Raw genomic sequence first — 17,997 nt, 5'->3', positions numbered from 1 at the left:
CGCTCAGACGATCGCGGCGCGCAGGGTGTCCAGACCCATGCCGCCGAGCGCCAGGGCGTCGCGGTGGAAGTCCTTGAGCGACGATCCCGGGTGCGCGGCGAGATAGGCGTCGCGAGTCTGCTCCCACACCCGCTGGCCCACCGAGTACGAGGGTGCCTGCCCCGGCCAGCCGAGATACCGGTGGTACTCGAAGCGCAGCTGCTCGTCGGACATAGCGACGTGCGATCGCAGGAACCGCCATCCCTTCTCGTACGTCCACGCGCCGCCGCCGACCTCCGCGGGCGCCTCGAAGCCGCAGTGCACGCCGATGTCGAGCACCACCCTCGAGGCGCGGAGCCGCTGCGAGTCGAGCATCCCCATGAGGTCGCCGTCGTCATCGAGGAAGCCCAGATCGCGCATGAGCCGCTCCGCGTACAGCGCCCACCCCTCGCCATGGCCGGAGACGAACGACGCGAGCTTGCGGAAGACGTTGAGCGGCGCGATCACCGACTGCCCGATCTGCAGGTGATGTCCGGGCACTCCCTCGTGGTAGACGGTGGTCTTCTCCTTCCACGTGTGGAACTCGGTCACGCCGTCCGGCACCGACCACCACATGGCACCGGCGCGCGACAGATCGGCGGACGGGCCGGTGTAGTAGATCCCACCTGAGTTGCTCGGCGCGATCCGGCAGTCGAGCCGGTGCAGCTCGGCGGGGATGTCGAAATGGGTCCCGGCCAGGGTGGACACGGCCTCGTCGGAGGTCCTCTGCATCCACTCCTGCAGCGCGTCGGTGCCGTGGATCGTGTACCGCGGCTCGGTGTCCAGCCGCGCGAGGGCCTCGGACACCGTCGCGCCGGGATAGAGGCGCTGCGCTACCTGCTGCTGCTCGGCGACGATCCCCGCCAGCAGCTCCTGACCCCAGGCGTAGGTCTCCTCGAGGTCGACGTCCACGCCCAGGTAGAGCCGCGAATACAGCGGGTAGACCTCGCGGCCAACGCCCAGGCCACCGGGCTCGTCGAGCGCCTTCGCGGCGGGGAGGACCTCGGACTCGAGCACGTCAGCGTAGCCGTCGAAGGCGGCCCGCACGCGGTCCCTCAGGTCAGACGGTGTCCGCTCGCCCAGCCGGTCGACGTTCGCCGCGACCTGGTCGCCCGCCTTGCGGGCCTGCGCCAGTACCTCCCGCACCTGCAACTCGGCGAAGGGCCAGGCACCCTCGGCGAGGCGGACCCGCAGTCCCTCGACGGCGGAGTCGACCGCGGACGGCACGGCCTCCAATCGGGCAGTCAGCGTGGCGATCTCGTCCGGGGTGCCCGACGGAGTCAGGTCGAAGACGTCGCGGATGTCCTGCATCGGCGAGGCGATGACGTTCAGCTCGCCGACCGTGCGCCCCGCGTCGTGGATCGCGCCGTGCACGCCCAGCCGCTCGCGGAGCGTGGCCGCGGTTACGCGGTCGGCGTCGTTCTCCTCGGTCAGATCGTCGAGCTGCGCCAGCGTCTCCCGCCCGACGGTGGCCTTCGCCTCGAGCCCGGTGGGGGAGAAGTCCGTGAGCTTGTCGTTGAGCTCGGTGATCCCCGCGTGCGTCGCCAGGATCGGGTCCGTGGCCGCCACGCGCAGGGCGAGCGTGGTGGCGAGCCGGTCGATGGGCGTGTTCGCAGCTGCGGCATCCGACATGCGACCAGGTTAGGCCGGGCCTACAGGCCGCGCGCGGTCCGGCCCGGCTTGCGCCACGTGGCCGCATTGGTCGCGGCCACGCCGACCGCGGCGATCAGGGCGAGGAGCCAGAATCCGGTCGCGCCCCAGTGCTGGTGATGGGCGAGCTCGTAGGTCTCCTTGATCGCGATGAGCGCCGCGCCGCAGGCCACGATCATCCACGCGCGGGCGACGGCGAAGAAGCGGGCGAGCCGCGTCATCTGCGTGGCATCGAGACGCTCACCGAGGGTGTTCAGGAAGGCGGACTGACGGCGGCGGGTGAGGTACATCGCGACCGGCGGCACCAGCCACCACCACCGCGAGAGGTGCGACGGCGGCGCGGTGCTGCGAAGGACGTCGCCGATGCCGCTCAGTTCGGTCGCCTCCGCTTCCAGCTCCAGTCGCGCCTGGATGAGCGGCCCCGCCACGAGCAGCCATCCGCCCATGTACGCGGCCCAGCGGATCAGCGTTTCGAGCACCGGATCAGATGGTGCCGCTGAAGGTGTTGCACTGGTTCGGGTCGCCAGTCTGGTACCCCTGCGTGAACCACTTGACGCGCTGCGCGGAGGTGCCGTGGGAGAACGACTCCGGATTCGGGTTGCGACCGGCGTTGCGCTGGATGGTGTCGTCGCCAATCGCCTTCGCCGTGGTGATCGCGTCGGAGATCTGCTGCTGCGTCAGCGGCGCGAGCATGGCGTCGGCTCCCTTGTCGGCGTGCGCGGCCCAGACGCCGGCGAAGCAGTCCGCCTGCAGCTCCACGCGCACGGAGCCGCCCTGCGCGCCGTTACCCTCGCGAGACTTGTTGATCGTGCCGATCAGCTTCTGCACGTGGTGCCCGTACTCGTGGGCCACGATGTACTCCTGAGAGAACGGGCCACTGGAACCGCCCAGCTTCTTGATCACGCGATCCATGAAGTCGAGCTGGAACACCGAGACCTCGTCGGCGGGGCAGTAGAACGGGCCGGTGCCAGCGTCCGCGACGCCGCACCCGGTGTTGATCGACTGTGCTCCGACCGGCATGATCAGCGTCTTTCCCCGGGGTGCTCGGTATCCCTTCAGCACCGTCGGCCACACCTTGTTCAGGGAGTTCGTCGTGGCGACGATGCGGCAGGCCGTGTCAGTGTTCGCGAGTTCGACGGTGCAACTCTTCAGATGCTGCTCGAGCTGCTGGTCGGCCTGAGAGACGCTGCCACCCGAGCCGCCCTGGGGAGAGGCCTGCTGCGGGACACCGCCCGTGCTGCCGGTGAGGAAGTAGATGAGCAGGCCGATCACAACGGTGCCGATGCTGCCACCGCCGATCACCATTCCGCGGCCCATGCCGCCGCCCCCGCCTGCGCCGACGTTGCTCGTGTCGAGTGGCCCGTTGCCCTGAAAGGTCATGCGCACAGCATTCCATGGCGGGGGTGAGATCGTGAACCGGTTCGCCCCGTAGCATGACAGGCGTTCGAAGATTCCCTGTCGAAAGGACACCCCGAAAGTGCTGCGCACTCACCTGGCCGGATCGTTGCGTGCAGAGGATGCCGGCACCGTCGTCACCCTCGCGGGCTGGGTGGCGCGTCGGCGTGACCACGGCGGTGTGATCTTCATCGACCTGCGCGACAGTTCCGGCGTCGCCCAGGTCGTCTTCCGCGAGTCGGACGTCGCCGAGCAGGCGCACCGGCTGCGCTCCGAGTACTGCGTGCTGGTGACCGGCACCGTCGAGAAGCGCCCCGAGGGCAGCGAGAACCCGAACCTGCCGTCGGGCGCCATCGAGGTCAACGTTGCCGAGCTGACCGTGCTCAACGAATCGGCACCACTGCCCTTCCAGCTCGACGAGGAGCCGGGTGAGGAGGCGCGCCTGAAGTACCGGTACCTGGACCTGCGCCGCGAGGGGCCCGCCGCCGCGATCAAGCTGCGCAGTCAGGCCAACGCCGTGGCGCGCAACATCCTCGCGCTCAACGACTTCACCGAGATCGAGACGCCGACGCTGACCCGCTCCACCCCGGAGGGCGCCCGCGACTTCCTGGTGCCCGCACGCCTGCGACCCGGCACCTTCTACGCGCTGCCGCAGAGCCCGCAGCTGTTCAAGCAGCTGCTCATGGTCGCCGGCATGGAGCGGTACTACCAGATCGCGCGCTGCTACCGCGACGAGGACTTCCGCGCGGACCGTCAGCCCGAGTTCACCCAGCTCGACATCGAGATGAGCTTCGTGGACCAGGAGGACGTGATCGCCCTCGGCGAGCAGATCGTGGGGGCCCTGTGGTCGCTCATCGGCCACGAGATCCCCACCCCGATCCCGCGCCTGACCTACGCCGAGGCCATGCGCCGCTTCGGCTCCGACAAGCCGGACCTGCGCTTCGGCCTCGAACTCGTCGAGTGCACCGAGTACTTCAAGAACACGCCGTTCCGCGTCTTCCAGGCGCCGTACGTCGGTGCCGTCGTCATGCCGGGCGGCGCAAGCCAGCCCCGTCGCCAGCTCGACGCGTGGCAGGAGTGGGCCAAGCAGCGCGGCGCCCGCGGCCTCGCATACGTACTGATCGGCGAGGACGGCGAGCTGACCGGTCCCGTCGCCAAGAACCTCTCGGACGAGGAGCGGGCCGGCCTCGCCGCGCACGTACACGCCCAGCCGGGCGACTGCGTCTTCTTCGCCGCCGGACCCACCAAGACGATGCGCGCCCTGCTGGGCGCGGCCCGCGGCGAGATCGCCGACAAGCTGGGCCTCATCAAGGACGGCGACTGGGCCTTCACTTGGGTCGTCGACGCGCCGCTGTTCGAGCCCGCCGACGACGCGACCGCCTCGGGCGACGTGGCCGTGGGCGACGGCGCCTGGACGGCCGTGCACCACGCCTTCACCAGCCCCAAGCCGGAATCGATCGACACCTTCGACACCGACCCGGGCAGCGCCCTGGCCTACGCCTACGACATCGTCTGCAACGGCAACGAGATCGGCGGCGGATCGATCCGTATCCACCGCAAGGACGTCCAGGAGCGCGTCTTCGCGATCATGGGCATCGACGAGGAGCAGGCCCGCGAGAAGTTCGGCTTCCTGCTCGACGCCTTCTCCTACGGCGCCCCGCCGCACGGTGGCATCGCCCTGGGGTGGGACCGTGTGGTTTCGCTGCTCGCCGGCGCGTCTTCGATCCGCGAGGTCATCGCCTTCCCGAAGTCGGGCGGCGGCGTCGACCCGCTGACCGACGCGCCCGCGGCCATCACGGTGCAGCAGCGCCGCGAGTCGGGCATGGACGCCAAGCCCAAGAAGCCGGAGCAGGCCGAGGCGGACCAGGGCGCCGAGCAGAAGTAGCCGCGTGCGCCACATCCGGGTGATCAGCCCGCCGGACCGGACCGACGCGGTGCTCGCGCAGCTGCGGTCACGGCCGGGGGTCACCCACATCACGCTGGCGCTCGGCGCGTCGCTCACCCCCGCGGGCGACGTGCTCAGCGCGGAGGTCACCCGAGAGGCCGCGCATCGCGTGCTGCAGGGCCTCGAGGAGCTTGGCATACCCGCCGACGGTGCCGTCACCGTCTCGACGCTGGACACGGTGCTCTCCGATGCCGCGGACGCCGCGGAGAAAGCGGTGCCCGGCGACCCGTCGGACGCCGTGGTCTGGGAGGAACTGACCGCCCGGACCCGCGAGGAGTCGACGCTCAACTCGACCTTCCTGGCGTTCCTGGTGCTCGCCGTGCTGCTGGCTGCGGTGGGCGTGGTGACGAACTCGCCGGTGACGGTGGTCGGCGCGATGGTCGTGGGGCCGGAGTTCGGGCCGCTCGCCGCGATCGCGGTGGCGCTCGCGATCCGTCGCCTGCACTTCGCGGTGCGCCCGGTGCTCGCGTTGTCGGTCGGTTTCCCGGTCGCGATGGTGTGCACCTGGCTCGGCGCGGAGGCCGCGCTCGCCGCGGACCTGTTCACCGTGGACGTCCTCGACTCCGCAGGCCAGGTCGACTTCATCTACCGGGTCGGGCCGTTCTCGCTCATCGTCGCGCTGCTGGCCGGCGCCGCCGGCATGATCTCGATGGTCACCGCGAAGTCGGCCGCGCTTGTCGGCGTCTTCATCTCGGTCACGACGGTGCCCGCCGCCGGGTACGCCGTGGTCGCCGCGACGGTCGGGGAGTGGCAGCGCGCCCTCGAATCGACGGGGCAGCTCGCGATCAACCTGGTCGGCATCGTCGTCGCGGGAGTCCTCGTGCTGCTCCTGCGGCCGGCCGCGTGGCGCGACATGCGGGAGCAGGTGGGCCTGTGAGCATCGACGCTCTTCGCGATCTCGATCCCGCGGGCCTACGGCGTTTGTCCGCGCGGGTCCGCGGCCTCGTCGACGACGAGGGGATCACCTACAACGCGCTCGACGCCCTCCCCGCCGTCGACGATCCCGCGGTACCGGGGAGCACGACCGAGCCCGGCCCGTGGCGGCTCGATCCGCTGCCGGTGCTGCTGAGCACGGACGAGTGGGATGCCCTCGCGCGCGGCGTCGCGCAGCGCTCGCTGCTGCTCGACGCGGTCCTCAAGGACTTCTACGGAGAGCAACGCACCGTGCGTACCGGCACCGTGCCGCCCGAAGTGCTCTTCGCGCACCCCGGCTTCATCCGGCGCGCCGTCGGCGTCCCGTCACCCGGCCCGCGCTCGCTCTTCCTGCACGGCGTCGACCTCGGGGAGGCCGCCGGCGACGAGGTGACCGGGTACGTCGCAGTCGCCGACCGCACCCAGGCCCCGTCGGGCGTGGGCTACGCGCTCGCCGACCGCCGGGTGACCTCCCGCGCCCTGCCGCGCGAGCTCCGGGCCGAGACGCCGCGTCCCGTCGCGTCCTTCGCGGCGTCCCTGCGTGTCCAGCTGGTCGAGGCGGCGCCCCCCGGCGTCGACGACCCGACCGTCGTCGTGCTCAGCCCCGGATCGTTCTCGGAGACCGCCTTCGACCAGGCCTACCTCGCGTCGGTGCTCGGCTTCCCGCTCGTCGAGGCATCCGATTTGACCGTGCGCGATGGGGGCGTCTTCATGCGCTCGCTCGGCCGGATGAAGCGCGTCCATGTGATCCTGCGGCGTGTCGACTCCGAGTTCTCCGACCCCCTGGACCTGCGCACCGATTCGCAACTCGGCGTCGTCGGCCTGGTGGAGATGATGACCCGCGGTGCGGTCACCGTCGTCAACACGCTCGGCTCGGGCGTCCTCGAGAATCCGGCCCTGCACGCGTACCTGCCGCAGCTGTGCCGCGACCTCCTCGACGAAGACCTGCTGCTCCCGTCCACGCCGACCCTGCACGCCGCGACACCGGCCGGTCGCGCCGCGGTCGACGGTCCGCTCGACGATCGGGTCGTGCTGAACTTCGCCACCGGCGAGCGCTTCGCGGGCGCGTCGCTCTCCGAAGTACAGGTCAGCGACCTGCGTCGTCGGATCGGCGCCGACCCGACGGTGTGGTGCATCAAGACGCTCGTGCCGTTCACGGGCCGGCCCGCCGTCGAGCGCGGCGCCGTCACCGAGCGCGGCTTCGCCCTGCGCGCCTTCGCCCTCGCCCAGGAGTCCGGCTACACCGTGCTGCCGGGCGGGCTCGGCCAGGTGCTTGCCGACGGTGCCGACGGTGCCCTGCTGCACTCGTCGGCCGCCCGTGACGTGTGGGTGCCCTCGTCGGAGGACCTGCGCGCCCCCGCCCGGGTGGCGACCGCGCCCCGCTCGGGCCGGATCGGCGGCGCCGCCAGCGGGCCGGTCGCGACGCCGCGTGTGCTCTCGGACCAGTTCTGGATCGGCCGGTACGCAGAGCGTGCCGAGGCCACCGTGCGGATGCTGTCGATGGCGCACGACCGGAGCCGCGAATTCCGGCACCGACCGTGGCAGGCGGGCGCCGACGTGCTGCAGCCACTGCTCGACGCGGTCGTCGCGGCCACTGTCACCGATCAGCTCGGACCGATCGTCGTGGAGGGGACCGAGCAGACGGACGTACTCGCGCGACTGCGCCGGCTCACCCTCGACGTCGACGTGCCGGGGAGCGTCGCGCATTCGGGCGTGCGACTGCGGTCCAGCCTGCGGGCCGTGCGCGACCAGATGTCCACCGACACCTGGCTGGTGCTCAGCGGTGCCGAGCGCTCGCTGGGGCGGCTCGCGGCCGACCGCGACGACGCGGGGGAGCAGCTCGACCAGACGCTCGGCGAGGTCCTGGTCTCGCTGCTGGCCTTCGCCGGCCTCGGCCGGGAGTCGCTGGTGCAGGACCCGGCGTGGCTGATGATGGACGCCGGCCGCCGTATCGAGCGCGCGCTGCAGCTCACGGCCGTGACCCGGGCGATGGTGGTTCCCGAGAATCCCGCCGACATCGAGGCCGGCCTGCTCGATGCCTATCTCGTGACCTGCGAGTCCGCCGTCACCTACCGTCGCAGGCATCGCGCCGTCCTCCGCGCGGGCGCTGCCGTCGACCTGATGTTCCTCGACGCGACCAACCCGAGGTCGCTCGTCGCTGCGCTCACGGCACTGTCCGCCGACCTCGCCCAGCTGCCCGACGAACTGCGCAGCGCCACGTGCGAGCGCACCGTCGGCGAGGTCCTCGCGCAGCTGGGGCGGTTCGACCTCGACGACGCCGAGACGATGGTCGACGGGCGCCGGTCCGAGGTCGAGGTCCTGCTCGACGCGGTCGAGGACGGCGTGCGGGAGGTCTCCGACGTCCTCGAGCGGACGCGATTCGCGCCGCCCGCCGCTGCACGGCCGATCTGGGTGGGGGTGCAGTCATGGGGCTGAGTTTCTCGCGGCGCACCGAGGACTCCCGGACCCGCCGGTACCGCGTGGTGCACGAGACCACGTACACCTACGACGCGGAGGTCACCTCCAGCTTCGGGCGCTGCTACCTCTCGCCGCGGGAGCTGTCCGACCAGCGGGTCGACGAGCACGCCATCATCGTCGGGCCCGAGCCCTCGGACCGCTCCGAGGGCGTCGACGCCTACGGCAACACCGACACGTACTTCCACGTGACCACGCCGCACACCCGGTTGCTGGTGCGCGGCGAGTCGGTGGTCGAGGTCGATCCGTTGGACCGTGCGATCACCGATGAGGGCCCCGCGCTCGCGCCCTGGGAGCTCGCGCGGCCCGTCGGCGAGGCGGGTGCCCTCGCCGCGCAGTACCGCCTCGACCAGCGGCCGGCAGAGATCGACGACGCCGTGCGCGGGTACGCCGACGCCATCTTCACCCCCGGGAAACCACTCGTGGAGGCCGTCGAGGAGCTGACCACTCGGATCTACACGGACTTCGCGTACAAGTCGGGCGCGACGAACGTCTCGACCCGCGTCGGCACCGTCATGGAACGCCGCGAGGGCGTCTGCCAGGACTTCGCGCGCGTCGCGATCGCCTGCCTACGGTCCAAGGGCCTCGCCGCGCGGTACGTCTCGGGTTACCTCGCGACCGAGCCGCCGCCCGGCCAGGACCGGGTCGTCGGCGCCGGCGCCACCCACGCGTGGGCCGCCGTGTGGCTGCCCGGCGACGGATGGCTGCCGTTCGACCCGACCAACAACAAGTTCGTCGACGAGCGGCACGTGACCGTCGCATGGGGCCGCGATTACGAGGACGTTCCGCCCCTGCGCGGCGTCATCTACACCGAATCGAAGGGATCGAAGATCCATGTCTCCGTGGACGTCGCGCCCCTGCCCGACTGAGGTAGGTTGGACGTGATGGTCACCGCGCTGGGGTACGAGACGACGAGGGCGGCCCTTTCCGCGGTGGAGGGCCTGCTGGGTCGCCGGGTCGGCGCCTCCGTCGAGCTGGGCGAACCCGAGGATCTGGGTGGTTCCGGCCGCACGCTGGTGATGCGCGTGAGAGTGCTGCACAACAACCCGCTACTGCCGCGGTCCGTCGTGATCAAGCAGCTGCGTGCTGCCGACCACACCGACAAGGACCACTCGGAGGCCTTCGCCCGGGAGGGGGCCGCCTACAAGTTCGCGACCGCGCTGCCGGTCGATGCGCGGCCCGGCCCGCAGCTCCTGGCGTCCGATGCGGAGCAGCGCATCCTCGTGCTCCAGGACCTCGGCGAGGGTGAGACGATGGGGGACCTGCTGCGCCGCACGCCGTCGTCGGGCGCCGCCATGGTGCTCTCCGCCTGGGCCCAGGCCCTCGGCCGCATGCATGCCGGCACCTACGGCCGCGAACGAGACCTGTCCGTGCTCGCCCGCCGCGAGCACACCGACTCCCGCAACGACCCGATCGCCGGAGAGGCCGCACGCGCCGCCGCGGCCGTGCCCGCCGCGGTGGGCGGGGTCGACGCGGGCGCGCGCGCCGTGCTCGCCGCCGCCGTCGCCCTCTTCGCCGAGGGACCATTCCGCGCGTTCAGCCCGTCCGACGTCGGCCCCGACAACACCCACGTCGTGGGCGGTGCCGTCCGTTTCCTCGACTACGAGTGGGCGGGCTTCCGCGATGGTGCCCTGGACGTCGCCTACGTCTTGCTGACCTACCCCGACTGCACCGAGGACGGCCACGACCCCGAGCTGGACATCGCGATCGTGGAGGCCTGGCGCTCGGAGATCGTGCGCCTGTGGCCCCGTCTGGGCGACGATGTGGCGCTGCGCCGCCACGTGACCACCGCGAAGCTGGCCTGGCTCACCCTCGCCACCTACTGGGCACTCGGCCTCGATTCCGCCAGCCGCATCGACGCCGGCCACCTCGACAGCCTGCCGGCGTGGTCGTACGACGATCTCGCGGCCCGCTGGGACCGCCTGGCCGCCGCCGACCCGCGGGTGCACGACTTCGCCGTCGCCGCCGCCGCGAAGGTCCGCGCGCTATGACCCGCCCCGCGGTGACCCGCCCCGCGGGGGTCCGCGCCCGGTGACCGGCTCCCTGTTCGGCGACGACGGGGACCTCGGAGCGCCACCCGAAGCACCCCCGTCCCGGGGACCGGTCGAGTTCGTCCCCACCCACGCGGGCACCCCGCTCGCGGTCCGGATGCGGCCCCGCGACCTCGACGAGGTGCTCGGCCAGGAGCACCTGCTCGGCCCCGGGACCCCGCTGCGCCGCCTCATCGACGGTGCCGGCGCGGCGAGCGTGATCCTGTACGGCCCGCCCGGCACCGGGAAGACGACGATCGCCTCGCTGATCTCCGGCGCGACGGGCCGCCGGTTCGAGGCGCTGTCCGCCCTCTCCGCGGGCGTCAAGGACGTGCGCGCCGTCATCGAACTGGCGCGCCGCCGCCTCCTCGTCGACGAGCAGACGGTGCTCTTCATCGACGAGGTGCACCGTTTCTCGAAGGCGCAGCAGGACGCGCTGCTCGCGGCCGTCGAGAACCGCGTCGTGCTGCTCGTCGCGGCCACCACCGAGAACCCCAGCTTCTCGGTGGTCTCGCCGCTGCTCTCGCGCTCGCTGATCCTGCAACTGCGCCCGCTCGAGCCCTCACACATCTCGGAGCTCATCGACCGCGCCCTGTCGGACCCGCGGGGCTACGACGGTGCGCTGACCATCGCGGACGAGGCCCGCGAGCACCTCGTGCGCCTCGCCGGCGGCGACGCCCGGCGCTCGCTCACCGCGCTGGAGGCCGCCGCGGACGTCACGCTGGGGGAGGGCGGCGACGAGATCACCCTGGAGGCCGTCGAGTCGTCGATCGATACCGCCGCCGTGCGGTACGACCGGGCGGGCGACCAGCACTACGACGTGATCAGCGCCTTCATCAAATCGATCCGCGGTTCCGACGTCGACGCGGCGCTGCACTACCTCGCCCGGATGATCTCGGCGGGGGAGGACCCGCGGTTCATCGCCCGCCGCCTCGTCGTGCACGCCTCCGAGGACATCGGCATGGCCGATCCGCAGGCGCTGCTCGTCGCGACGGCCGCGGCACAGGCGGTCCAGCTCATCGGCATGCCCGAGGCGCGGCTCGCGCTGGCGCAGGCCACGATCCATCTGGCCTCGGCGCCCAAGTCCGACGGGGTGGTCGCGGCGATCGGCGCCGCGATGGGCGACGTGGCCGCAGGCAAGGCCGGCGCCGTGCCGCCGCACCTGCGCGACGGCCACTACGCCGGCGCGGAGAAGCTGGGCAACGCCCAGGGCTACGTGTATCCGCACGGCGTGCCGGGCGGCGTCGCCGCGCAGCAGTACCCGCCCGACGACCTGGTCGGCGTCGACTACTACGCCCCCACCGATCACGGTTTCGAGCGGGAGATCGGCCCGCGAGTGACTCGGCTGCGCGGGATCCTCCGGCGCCGGTGACGGGACGGCCGGACCGGGCCGAGGAACGCCCGTGCGCCGGGTGTCGGCGCGTCGGTAAGGTGGTTGGGTCGCTGTAACGCTCGAAGACACTCAGAACGCGAAGGATCGCTGTGCAGACCCATGAGATTCGGAAGCGGTTCACGGACCACTTCGTCAAGGCCGGACACACCCAGGTGCCCAGTGCATCGCTGGTGCTGAACGACCCGAATCAGCTGTTCGTGATCGCGGGCATGGTGCCCTTCGTGCCGTTCTTCCTGGGCCAGCAGACCCCTCCCTACGACCGCGCCACGTCGATCCAGAAGTGCGTCCGCACCCTGGACATCGAAGAAGTGGGCATCACCACGCGGCACAACACCTTCTTCCAGATGGCCGGCAACTTCAGCTTCGGCGACTACTTCAAGCGCGACGCCATCCGGTTCGCCTGGTCGCTGCTGACGAACCCCGTCGAGGACGGCGGCTTCGGGATGGATCCCGAGCGCCTGTGGTCGACGGTCTACCTCGACGACGATGAGGCCCGCGACCTGTGGCTCGAGGTCGGGCAGGTGCCCGAGCGCATCCAGCGTCGCGGCATGAAGGACAACTACTGGTCGATGGGCATCCCCGGCCCCGCTGGCCCGTGCTCGGAGATCTTCTACGACCGCGGCCCCGAGTACGGTGCCCCGGGCGGCCCGGAGGCCGACGAGGACCGCTACATCGAGATCTGGAACCTCGTCTTCATGCAGAACGAGCGGGGCCAGGGCGGCGGCAAGGAGAACTTCGAGATCCTCGGCGAGCTGCCGAAGAAGAACATCGACACCGGCATGGGCGTCGAGCGCGTCGCCTTCCTGCTGCAGGGCGTCGACAACGTCTACGACACCGACCTGCTGCGTCCCGTGATCGACCGCGCGCAAGAGCTGACTGGCCAGCGCTACAACGCCGGCGACGCCGAGCACGACCGCCTGTTCCGCGTCATCGCCGACCACACCCGCACCGCCGTCATGGTCATCCAGGACGGCGTGAACCCCGGCAACGACGGCCGCGGCTACGTGCTGCGCCGCCTGCTGCGCCGCGTCGTCCGCTCGGCCCGCCTCCTCGGCGCCACCGGCGAGACCATGGGTGACTTCGTCGACACCGTCATCTCGACGATGACGCCGTCGTACCCCGAGCTCGCCGACGACGCGCAGCGCATCCGCACCGTCGCCACCGGCGAGGAGCAGGCCTTCCTCAAGACCCTGGAGCAGGGCACCACCCTGTTCGGCAACGCCGTCGACGCCACCAAGTCCTCCGGGAAGACGGTGCTCTCGGGTGACGACGCCTTCACCCTGCACGACACCTACGGCTTCCCGATCGACCTCACGCTGGAGATGGCCGCCGAGGCCGGCCTGCAGGTCGACGAGGAGGGCTTCCGCGGCCTCATGGCCGAGCAGCGCCAGCGCGCCAAGGACGACGCGAACTCCCGCAAGTCGGCGCTCGCCGACCTCTCGGTGTTCCGCGAGTTCCTCGATCGTGGTCCCACCGAGTTCACCGGCTTCGACGAGCTGGTCTCCGACGCCCAGGTCCTCGGCCTCGTCAAGGACGGCGTCCGTGTGCCCGTCGTGCACCAGGGCGACGACGTCGAGATCGTGCTCGACCGCAGCCCGCTGTACGCCGAGGCCGGCGGCCAGCTCTCCGACATCGGCACCATCACCACCGCCGCGGGCGCCCAGATCGTCGTCACCGACGTGCAGCGCGTCGCCAAGACGCTGTGGCGCCACCAGGGCACCGTCGCCTCCGGCGAGGTCTCCGAGGGCGATACCGTCACCGTCGCCGCCGACGCGGGCCACCGCCACGGCAGCACCCAGGGCCACTCGGGCACCCACCTCGTGCACGCCGCGCTGCGCCAGGTGCTCGGCCCCAACGCCGTCCAGGCGGGCTCGCTCAACAAGCCCGGCTACCTGCGGTTCGACTTCCGCTGGTCCGGCGGCCTGAACGACGACCAGCGCGCCGACATCGAGCGCGTCACCAATGAGGCCGTCCAGGCCGACTACGCAGTGCACACCGACGTCACCGACCTGGAGACCGCCAAGCGGCGCGGCGCGATGGCGCTGTTCGGCGAGAACTACGGCGATCAGGTGCGCGTCGTGGAGATCGGCGGTCCGTTCTCGATGGAGCTGTGCGGCGGCACGCATGTCGCCAGCTCGGGCCTCGTCGGCCCCGTCACCGTGCTCGGCGAGAGCTCCGTCGGCTCCGGCGTGCGGCGCGTCGAGGCGTACGTGGGCCTCGACTCGCAGAAGTACCTCGCCAAGGAGCACGCGCTCGTCTCCGCGCTGTCCGGCTCCCTCAAGGTGCCCTCCGAGGAGGTGCCCGCCCGCGTCGAGTCGCTGGTCACCCGCCTCAAGGACGCCGAGAAGGAGCTCGAGAAGCTGCGCGCGCAGGCCGCCCTCTCGGCGCTGGCCGAGCTGGCCTCGTCGCCGGAGCGGGTCGGCGCGGTTCGCCTGGTGGCCGCGAAGGCCCCGCAGGGCGTCACCGCGGGCGAGCTCCGCGGCCTCGTCACTCAGCTCAAGGGCAGGCTCGGCGCCGAGCCCGCCGTCATCGCGCTGTTCGCGGTCGACGGTGACAAGGTGCCCTTCGTGGTGGCCGCCAACGACGCGGCCCAGGATCTGGGCGTCAAGGCGGGCGACGTGGTCAAGGCCGCAGCGCCCTCCGTGGGCGGCCGCGGCGGCGGTAAGGCCGATATGGCGCAGGGCGCAGGCGCGGACTCCTCCGGGATCGACGGTGCCCTGACCGCGGTCCGGGCCGAGGTCACGCGGACGGTCGGCGCCTGACGGTGTCGGCGTGGCAGCGCGGCCGCCGGCTGGCCCTCGACGTGGGCAAGGCCCGCATCGGGGTGGCCGTCTGCGACCCCGACGGGATCCTCGCGACGCCGGTCGAGACGGTGCGCGCCACGAAGGACGGGGCGGACCTGCGCCGGATCGCGCAGCTCGTGCTCGACTACGAGCCGGTCGAGATCGTGATCGGCATGCCGCGCACCCTTCGCGGGGAGCACGGCGCGTCGGCGAAGATGGCCGAGGGCTTCGCGCGGCGGCTCGCCGGGGTTCTCGGTGCCGTGAACCCCACACCGCCCCGGGTATGTTTTTTCGATGAGCGCTTCACCACCGTCACGGCGCAGCGGGCGCTGCGCGAGAACGGGGTGCGGGCGAAGGAGCAGCGAGCGGTGATCGATCAGGCCGCCGCGGTGGCCATCCTCCAGGGATGGCTCGACGAGCGGAGGCCGGTGTCCGGTCCCGAGGAGGTCGACGAGTGAGCGACGGCTGGAACAACGAGCGCGCCGATCCGGTGGCGGTTGGCGAGCAGCGGTCCACCCGCTCAGAGCGGCGCCGCGCGGCGCAACGCGACCGGATCAAGCGCCGCCGCCGCGTCGCGCTCCTGTCGCTGATCGTCGTCTTCCTGGTCGTCATCGGCGGCGTGCTGTGGACGGTGCGCGGCTCCCTCTTCGGCGGTGGTTCCGCGCCTGAGGACTACGCCTCCGGGCAGGCGGGTCCCGAGGTCGTGGTCCACATCATCGGCCAGAACAATTCCGACTTCGCACAGAACCTCGTGGACGCGGGGGTGGTGAAGTCCGTGGGCGCGTTCAACCAGGCGGCCGGTGACAAGCCGATCTCCGCGGGCTACTACGAGCTGCGCAAGGCGCTGCCCGCGTCGGAGGTCGTCACGATGCTGGTCGATCCGGCCCGCTCACACCGCGTGGGCATGCTCAACGTCTCCGCCGGCGCCGTGCTCGATGACAAGCGCAGCAAGGACAACAAGGTCGCGCAGGGCATTTTCAGTCAGCTTTCCGCCGCCACTGCGCACACCGTCGACGGCGTGAAGAAGCAGACCCCGAAAGCCGAGTTCGTCAAGGTCGCGTCCGTCGCGTCGGTCGCGGACCTGGGCGTCCCCGAGTGGGCGGCGGCCACGGTGACCCGGCTCAAGGGCGATCACCGCCGCATCGAGGGGCTCATTGCGCCCGGGGTCTGGGACCAGATCGATCCCTCGGGCACGCCGACCGCCATACTCAAGCAGCTCATCACCGCGTCGACCAAGCAGTACGAGGCGCAGGGCCTGCTCACGGCGAGCCGGTCGTCGCCGGCGAAGCTGGCGCCGTACCAGGTGCTGGTCTCGGCGTCGATCGTCGAGCGGGAGGTCAACCAGGCGGACGACTACCCGAAGGTCGCGCGGGTGATCCTCAACCGTCTCGCGAAGAACCAGAAGCTCGAGATGGATTCGACGGTCAACTACGGCGAGGCCGTGACGGGCATCGACGTTGCGGGCGAGAAGTTGCTCAAGAAGACCGAGTGGAACACCTACGCGAAGACGGGCCTGCCGGCCACTCCGATCGGTGCCGTCGGCACCGAGGCTCTGGTCGCGACGGAGAACCCCGCGCCGGGTCCGTGGCTGTACTTCGTCACCGTCGACAGCAAGGGCACCACGCTGTTCACCGACGACTTCGCCCAGCACGAGCGCAACCGGCAAAAGGCGTGCGACACCAAGTTCCTCACCGTCGGCTGCGGTCCGTGACGCAGCGCGCCGCAGTCCTCGGCAAGCCGATCACCCACTCGCTTTCGCCGGTCCTGCACGGCGCGGCCTTCGCCGCGCTCGGGCTGGACTGGACCTACGAGCGGATCGAGTGCGACGCGGAGGCGTTGCCCGGTCTCGTCGGCGGTCTCGGCCCCGAATGGGTCGGCCTGTCGGTCACAATGCCCGGCAAGTTCGCGGCGCTGGAGTTCGCCGACGAACGCACCGACCGCGCGGTCGCCGTCGGCTCCGCCAATACCCTGGTCCGCACCGAGTCGGGCTGGCTCGCCGACTGCACGGACGTCGACGGCGCCGACGGTCTCCTCGCCGAATGCGGCGCCGCGGGGGAGTCCGCGGTCGTCGTCGGCGCGGGCGGCACGGCCCGCCCGGTGTTCGCCGCGCTCGCCGAGCGGGGCTTCACCAGTACGACGGTGCTCGCCCGCTCAGAGGAGCGGGCGCAGGGCGCGCTCGCCTGCGCCGAGACCTTCGGGCTGACGGCCGCCTGGGCGTCGCTCACCGCGGCGGCTGTGCCGCGGGCCGACGTGGTCGTCTCGACCCTGCCCGGCGCTGCCCAGCACAACGACTTCCCGCTGATGGACGCGCTGTCGTCCGCGGCGCCCGCCGTCGCGGACGTGGCCTACGATCCGTGGCCCACCCTGCTCGTCGCCGCCGCGGAATCGAAGGGTGCGCGCACCGCCGGCGGCCTGACGATGCTGCTGCACCAGGCCTTCCGGCAGGCCGAGTGGTTCACCGGTAGGCCCGCGCCGCGCGCGGCGATGGCCGCGGCGCTGGCCGCCGCGAGGGAGACGCGATGACCACCGACTTCCGCTATCGCTTCCGGCCGAGGTACTACGAGATCGACCGCCAGGGCGTCATGTTCAACATGTGGTACCTCGGCTACGTCGACACGGCGATCGGTGAGTTCTACGCCGACCGCGGCACGCCGTACGAGGCGATGATCGCCGCAGGCTACGACTCGCAGGTGGTGCACGTCGAGCTCGACTACGCCGCGGGCCTGACCGACGAAGGCGACACCGAGCTCGTGATGCGGACCGGGCGGATCGGGACGAAGAGCTTCACGATCGAGTTCGTCTTCGTGACCGACCTCGACGCCGGCGAGCCGACCGAGGCCGTCGCGGGGCGGATCGTCTACGCCGTGATCGCCGCCGACGGCTCGGGCTCCATCCCGATCCCCGATGCGCTGCGCGAGGCACTGCAGGCCTGACACACTGGCCCGGTGGAGTGGGGGCTCTTCGGGGGTGTCTTCCTGGCGTGGTGCGCCGCGCTGTGCTGGTTCGACGTGCGCGAGCGGCGACTCCCGAACGTCCTGACCCTGCCCGCCGCGTGCGTCGCTCTCGTCGGCTCGCTCTGGGCCGTGTTCGACGGTGCGCCCGCGCCGCTCGTCGGTGCCGTGCTGTGGGCCGCGGTGAACGGCGCAGCATTCCTCGCCCTCGGCATGGGCGCGGGCGACGTGAAGCTCGCGCCGCCGCTCGGCGCCGCCGTCGCCTGGTGCGGCGGCGTTCCCGCGGTGCTCCTCGCAGTCCTCGGTGCGCAGGTGCTGACCCTGGCCTGGGCGCTTGTCGCCCGCGACCGGACGGTGCCGCACGGCCCGCCGATGATGGGTGCGGCTCTCGCGGCCGCGGTGTTCGCCGGGTGACGATTCCCTTGGATCCACGGTGAGCGCAAGG

15 protein-coding genes are annotated in these 17,997 nt (G+C 71.6%); 12 read left to right on the top strand and 3 right to left on the bottom strand.

Annotated elements, in window-relative coordinates:
- Positions 1 to 3 precede the first annotated feature (3 nt).
- The 3 genes from HNP44_RS08045 to ypfJ are packed head-to-tail and all read right to left on the bottom strand — an operon-like array spanning position 4 to position 3,048.
- A complete protein-coding gene (locus HNP44_RS08045; RefSeq protein ID WP_259143204.1) occupies positions 4 to 1,650 on the bottom strand; it encodes a DUF885 domain-containing protein in 1,647 nt (548 codons plus the stop codon).
- A 20-nt stretch (positions 1,651 to 1,670) separates the two neighbouring features.
- The gene (locus HNP44_RS08040) at positions 1,671 to 2,147 is read right to left on the bottom strand and encodes a hypothetical protein (RefSeq protein WP_259143205.1); all 477 of its coding nucleotides are present in this window, start codon (positions 2,145 to 2,147) and stop codon (positions 1,671 to 1,673) included.
- Between the two features lie 4 nt (positions 2,148 to 2,151).
- Positions 2,152 to 3,048 carry a KPN_02809 family neutral zinc metallopeptidase gene (ypfJ, locus tag HNP44_RS08035; protein ID WP_259143207.1) on the bottom strand — a complete coding sequence of 299 codons (897 nt, stop codon included), beginning with the start codon at positions 3,046 to 3,048 and terminating at the stop codon, positions 2,152 to 2,154.
- 97 nt (positions 3,049 to 3,145) lie between these two features.
- Here ypfJ and aspS point away from each other — a divergent pair, with 97 nt between their 5' ends.
- From aspS to HNP44_RS07975, 12 genes are all read left to right on the top strand, one after another.
- Complete coding sequence (aspS, locus tag HNP44_RS08030; protein WP_259143208.1) at positions 3,146 to 4,948, top strand: aspartate--tRNA ligase; 1,803 nt, start codon at positions 3,146 to 3,148, stop codon at positions 4,946 to 4,948.
- Between the two features lie 4 nt (positions 4,949 to 4,952).
- Positions 4,953 to 5,885: a DUF389 domain-containing protein gene (locus HNP44_RS08025; protein ID WP_259143209.1), complete on the top strand. Its 933-nt coding sequence runs from the start codon at positions 4,953 to 4,955 to the stop codon at positions 5,883 to 5,885.
- Positions 5,882 to 8,356, top strand: a complete 2,475-nt coding sequence (locus HNP44_RS08020; RefSeq protein ID WP_259143210.1) for a circularly permuted type 2 ATP-grasp protein — start codon at positions 5,882 to 5,884, stop codon at positions 8,354 to 8,356. Before HNP44_RS08025 ends, HNP44_RS08020 begins: the two co-directional genes overlap by 4 nt.
- Positions 8,347 to 9,264, top strand: a complete 918-nt coding sequence (locus tag HNP44_RS08015) for a transglutaminase family protein (protein ID WP_259143211.1) — start codon at positions 8,347 to 8,349, stop codon at positions 9,262 to 9,264. The genes HNP44_RS08020 and HNP44_RS08015 overlap by 10 nt, the downstream gene beginning before the upstream one ends.
- A 15-nt stretch (positions 9,265 to 9,279) precedes the next feature.
- Positions 9,280 to 10,386, top strand: coding sequence for a hypothetical protein (locus tag HNP44_RS08010; protein ID WP_259143212.1), 1,107 nt, complete (start codon positions 9,280 to 9,282; stop codon positions 10,384 to 10,386).
- Positions 10,387 to 10,426: 40 nt separating this feature from the next.
- Positions 10,427 to 11,797: a replication-associated recombination protein A gene (locus HNP44_RS08005; protein ID WP_259143214.1), complete on the top strand. Its 1,371-nt coding sequence runs from the start codon at positions 10,427 to 10,429 to the stop codon at positions 11,795 to 11,797.
- Between the two features lie 110 nt (positions 11,798 to 11,907).
- Positions 11,908 to 14,580: an alanine--tRNA ligase gene (gene alaS / locus HNP44_RS08000; RefSeq protein WP_259143218.1), complete on the top strand. Its 2,673-nt coding sequence runs from the start codon at positions 11,908 to 11,910 to the stop codon at positions 14,578 to 14,580.
- A complete protein-coding gene (gene ruvX, locus HNP44_RS07995; RefSeq protein ID WP_259143784.1) occupies positions 14,577 to 15,059 on the top strand; it encodes a Holliday junction resolvase RuvX in 483 nt (160 codons plus the stop codon). The genes alaS and ruvX overlap by 4 nt, the downstream gene beginning before the upstream one ends.
- Positions 15,056 to 16,312, top strand: coding sequence for an endolytic transglycosylase MltG (locus HNP44_RS07990; RefSeq protein ID WP_259143220.1), 1,257 nt, complete (start codon positions 15,056 to 15,058; stop codon positions 16,310 to 16,312). The genes ruvX and HNP44_RS07990 overlap by 4 nt, the downstream gene beginning before the upstream one ends.
- A complete protein-coding gene (locus HNP44_RS07985) occupies positions 16,309 to 17,124 on the top strand; it encodes a shikimate dehydrogenase (RefSeq protein ID WP_374758757.1) in 816 nt (271 codons plus the stop codon). Before HNP44_RS07990 ends, HNP44_RS07985 begins: the two co-directional genes overlap by 4 nt.
- Positions 17,121 to 17,534, top strand: a complete 414-nt coding sequence (locus HNP44_RS07980) for an acyl-CoA thioesterase (RefSeq protein WP_259143221.1) — start codon at positions 17,121 to 17,123, stop codon at positions 17,532 to 17,534. Before HNP44_RS07985 ends, HNP44_RS07980 begins: the two co-directional genes overlap by 4 nt.
- Before the next feature lie 12 nt (positions 17,535 to 17,546).
- Entirely contained in the window at positions 17,547 to 17,966 is a 420-nt protein-coding gene (locus HNP44_RS07975) for a prepilin peptidase (RefSeq protein ID WP_259143222.1), read from the top strand.
- Positions 17,967 to 17,997: the final 31 nt, after the last annotated feature.

The sequence above is a fragment of the Tsukamurella ocularis genome (assembly GCF_024807615.1).
In the GTDB taxonomy this organism is placed as follows: Bacteria; Actinomycetota; Actinomycetes; order Mycobacteriales; family Mycobacteriaceae; genus Tsukamurella; species Tsukamurella ocularis.
Note: the sequence above shows the minus strand (reverse complement) of the source record. Positions and strands in the feature narration are given on the sequence as shown.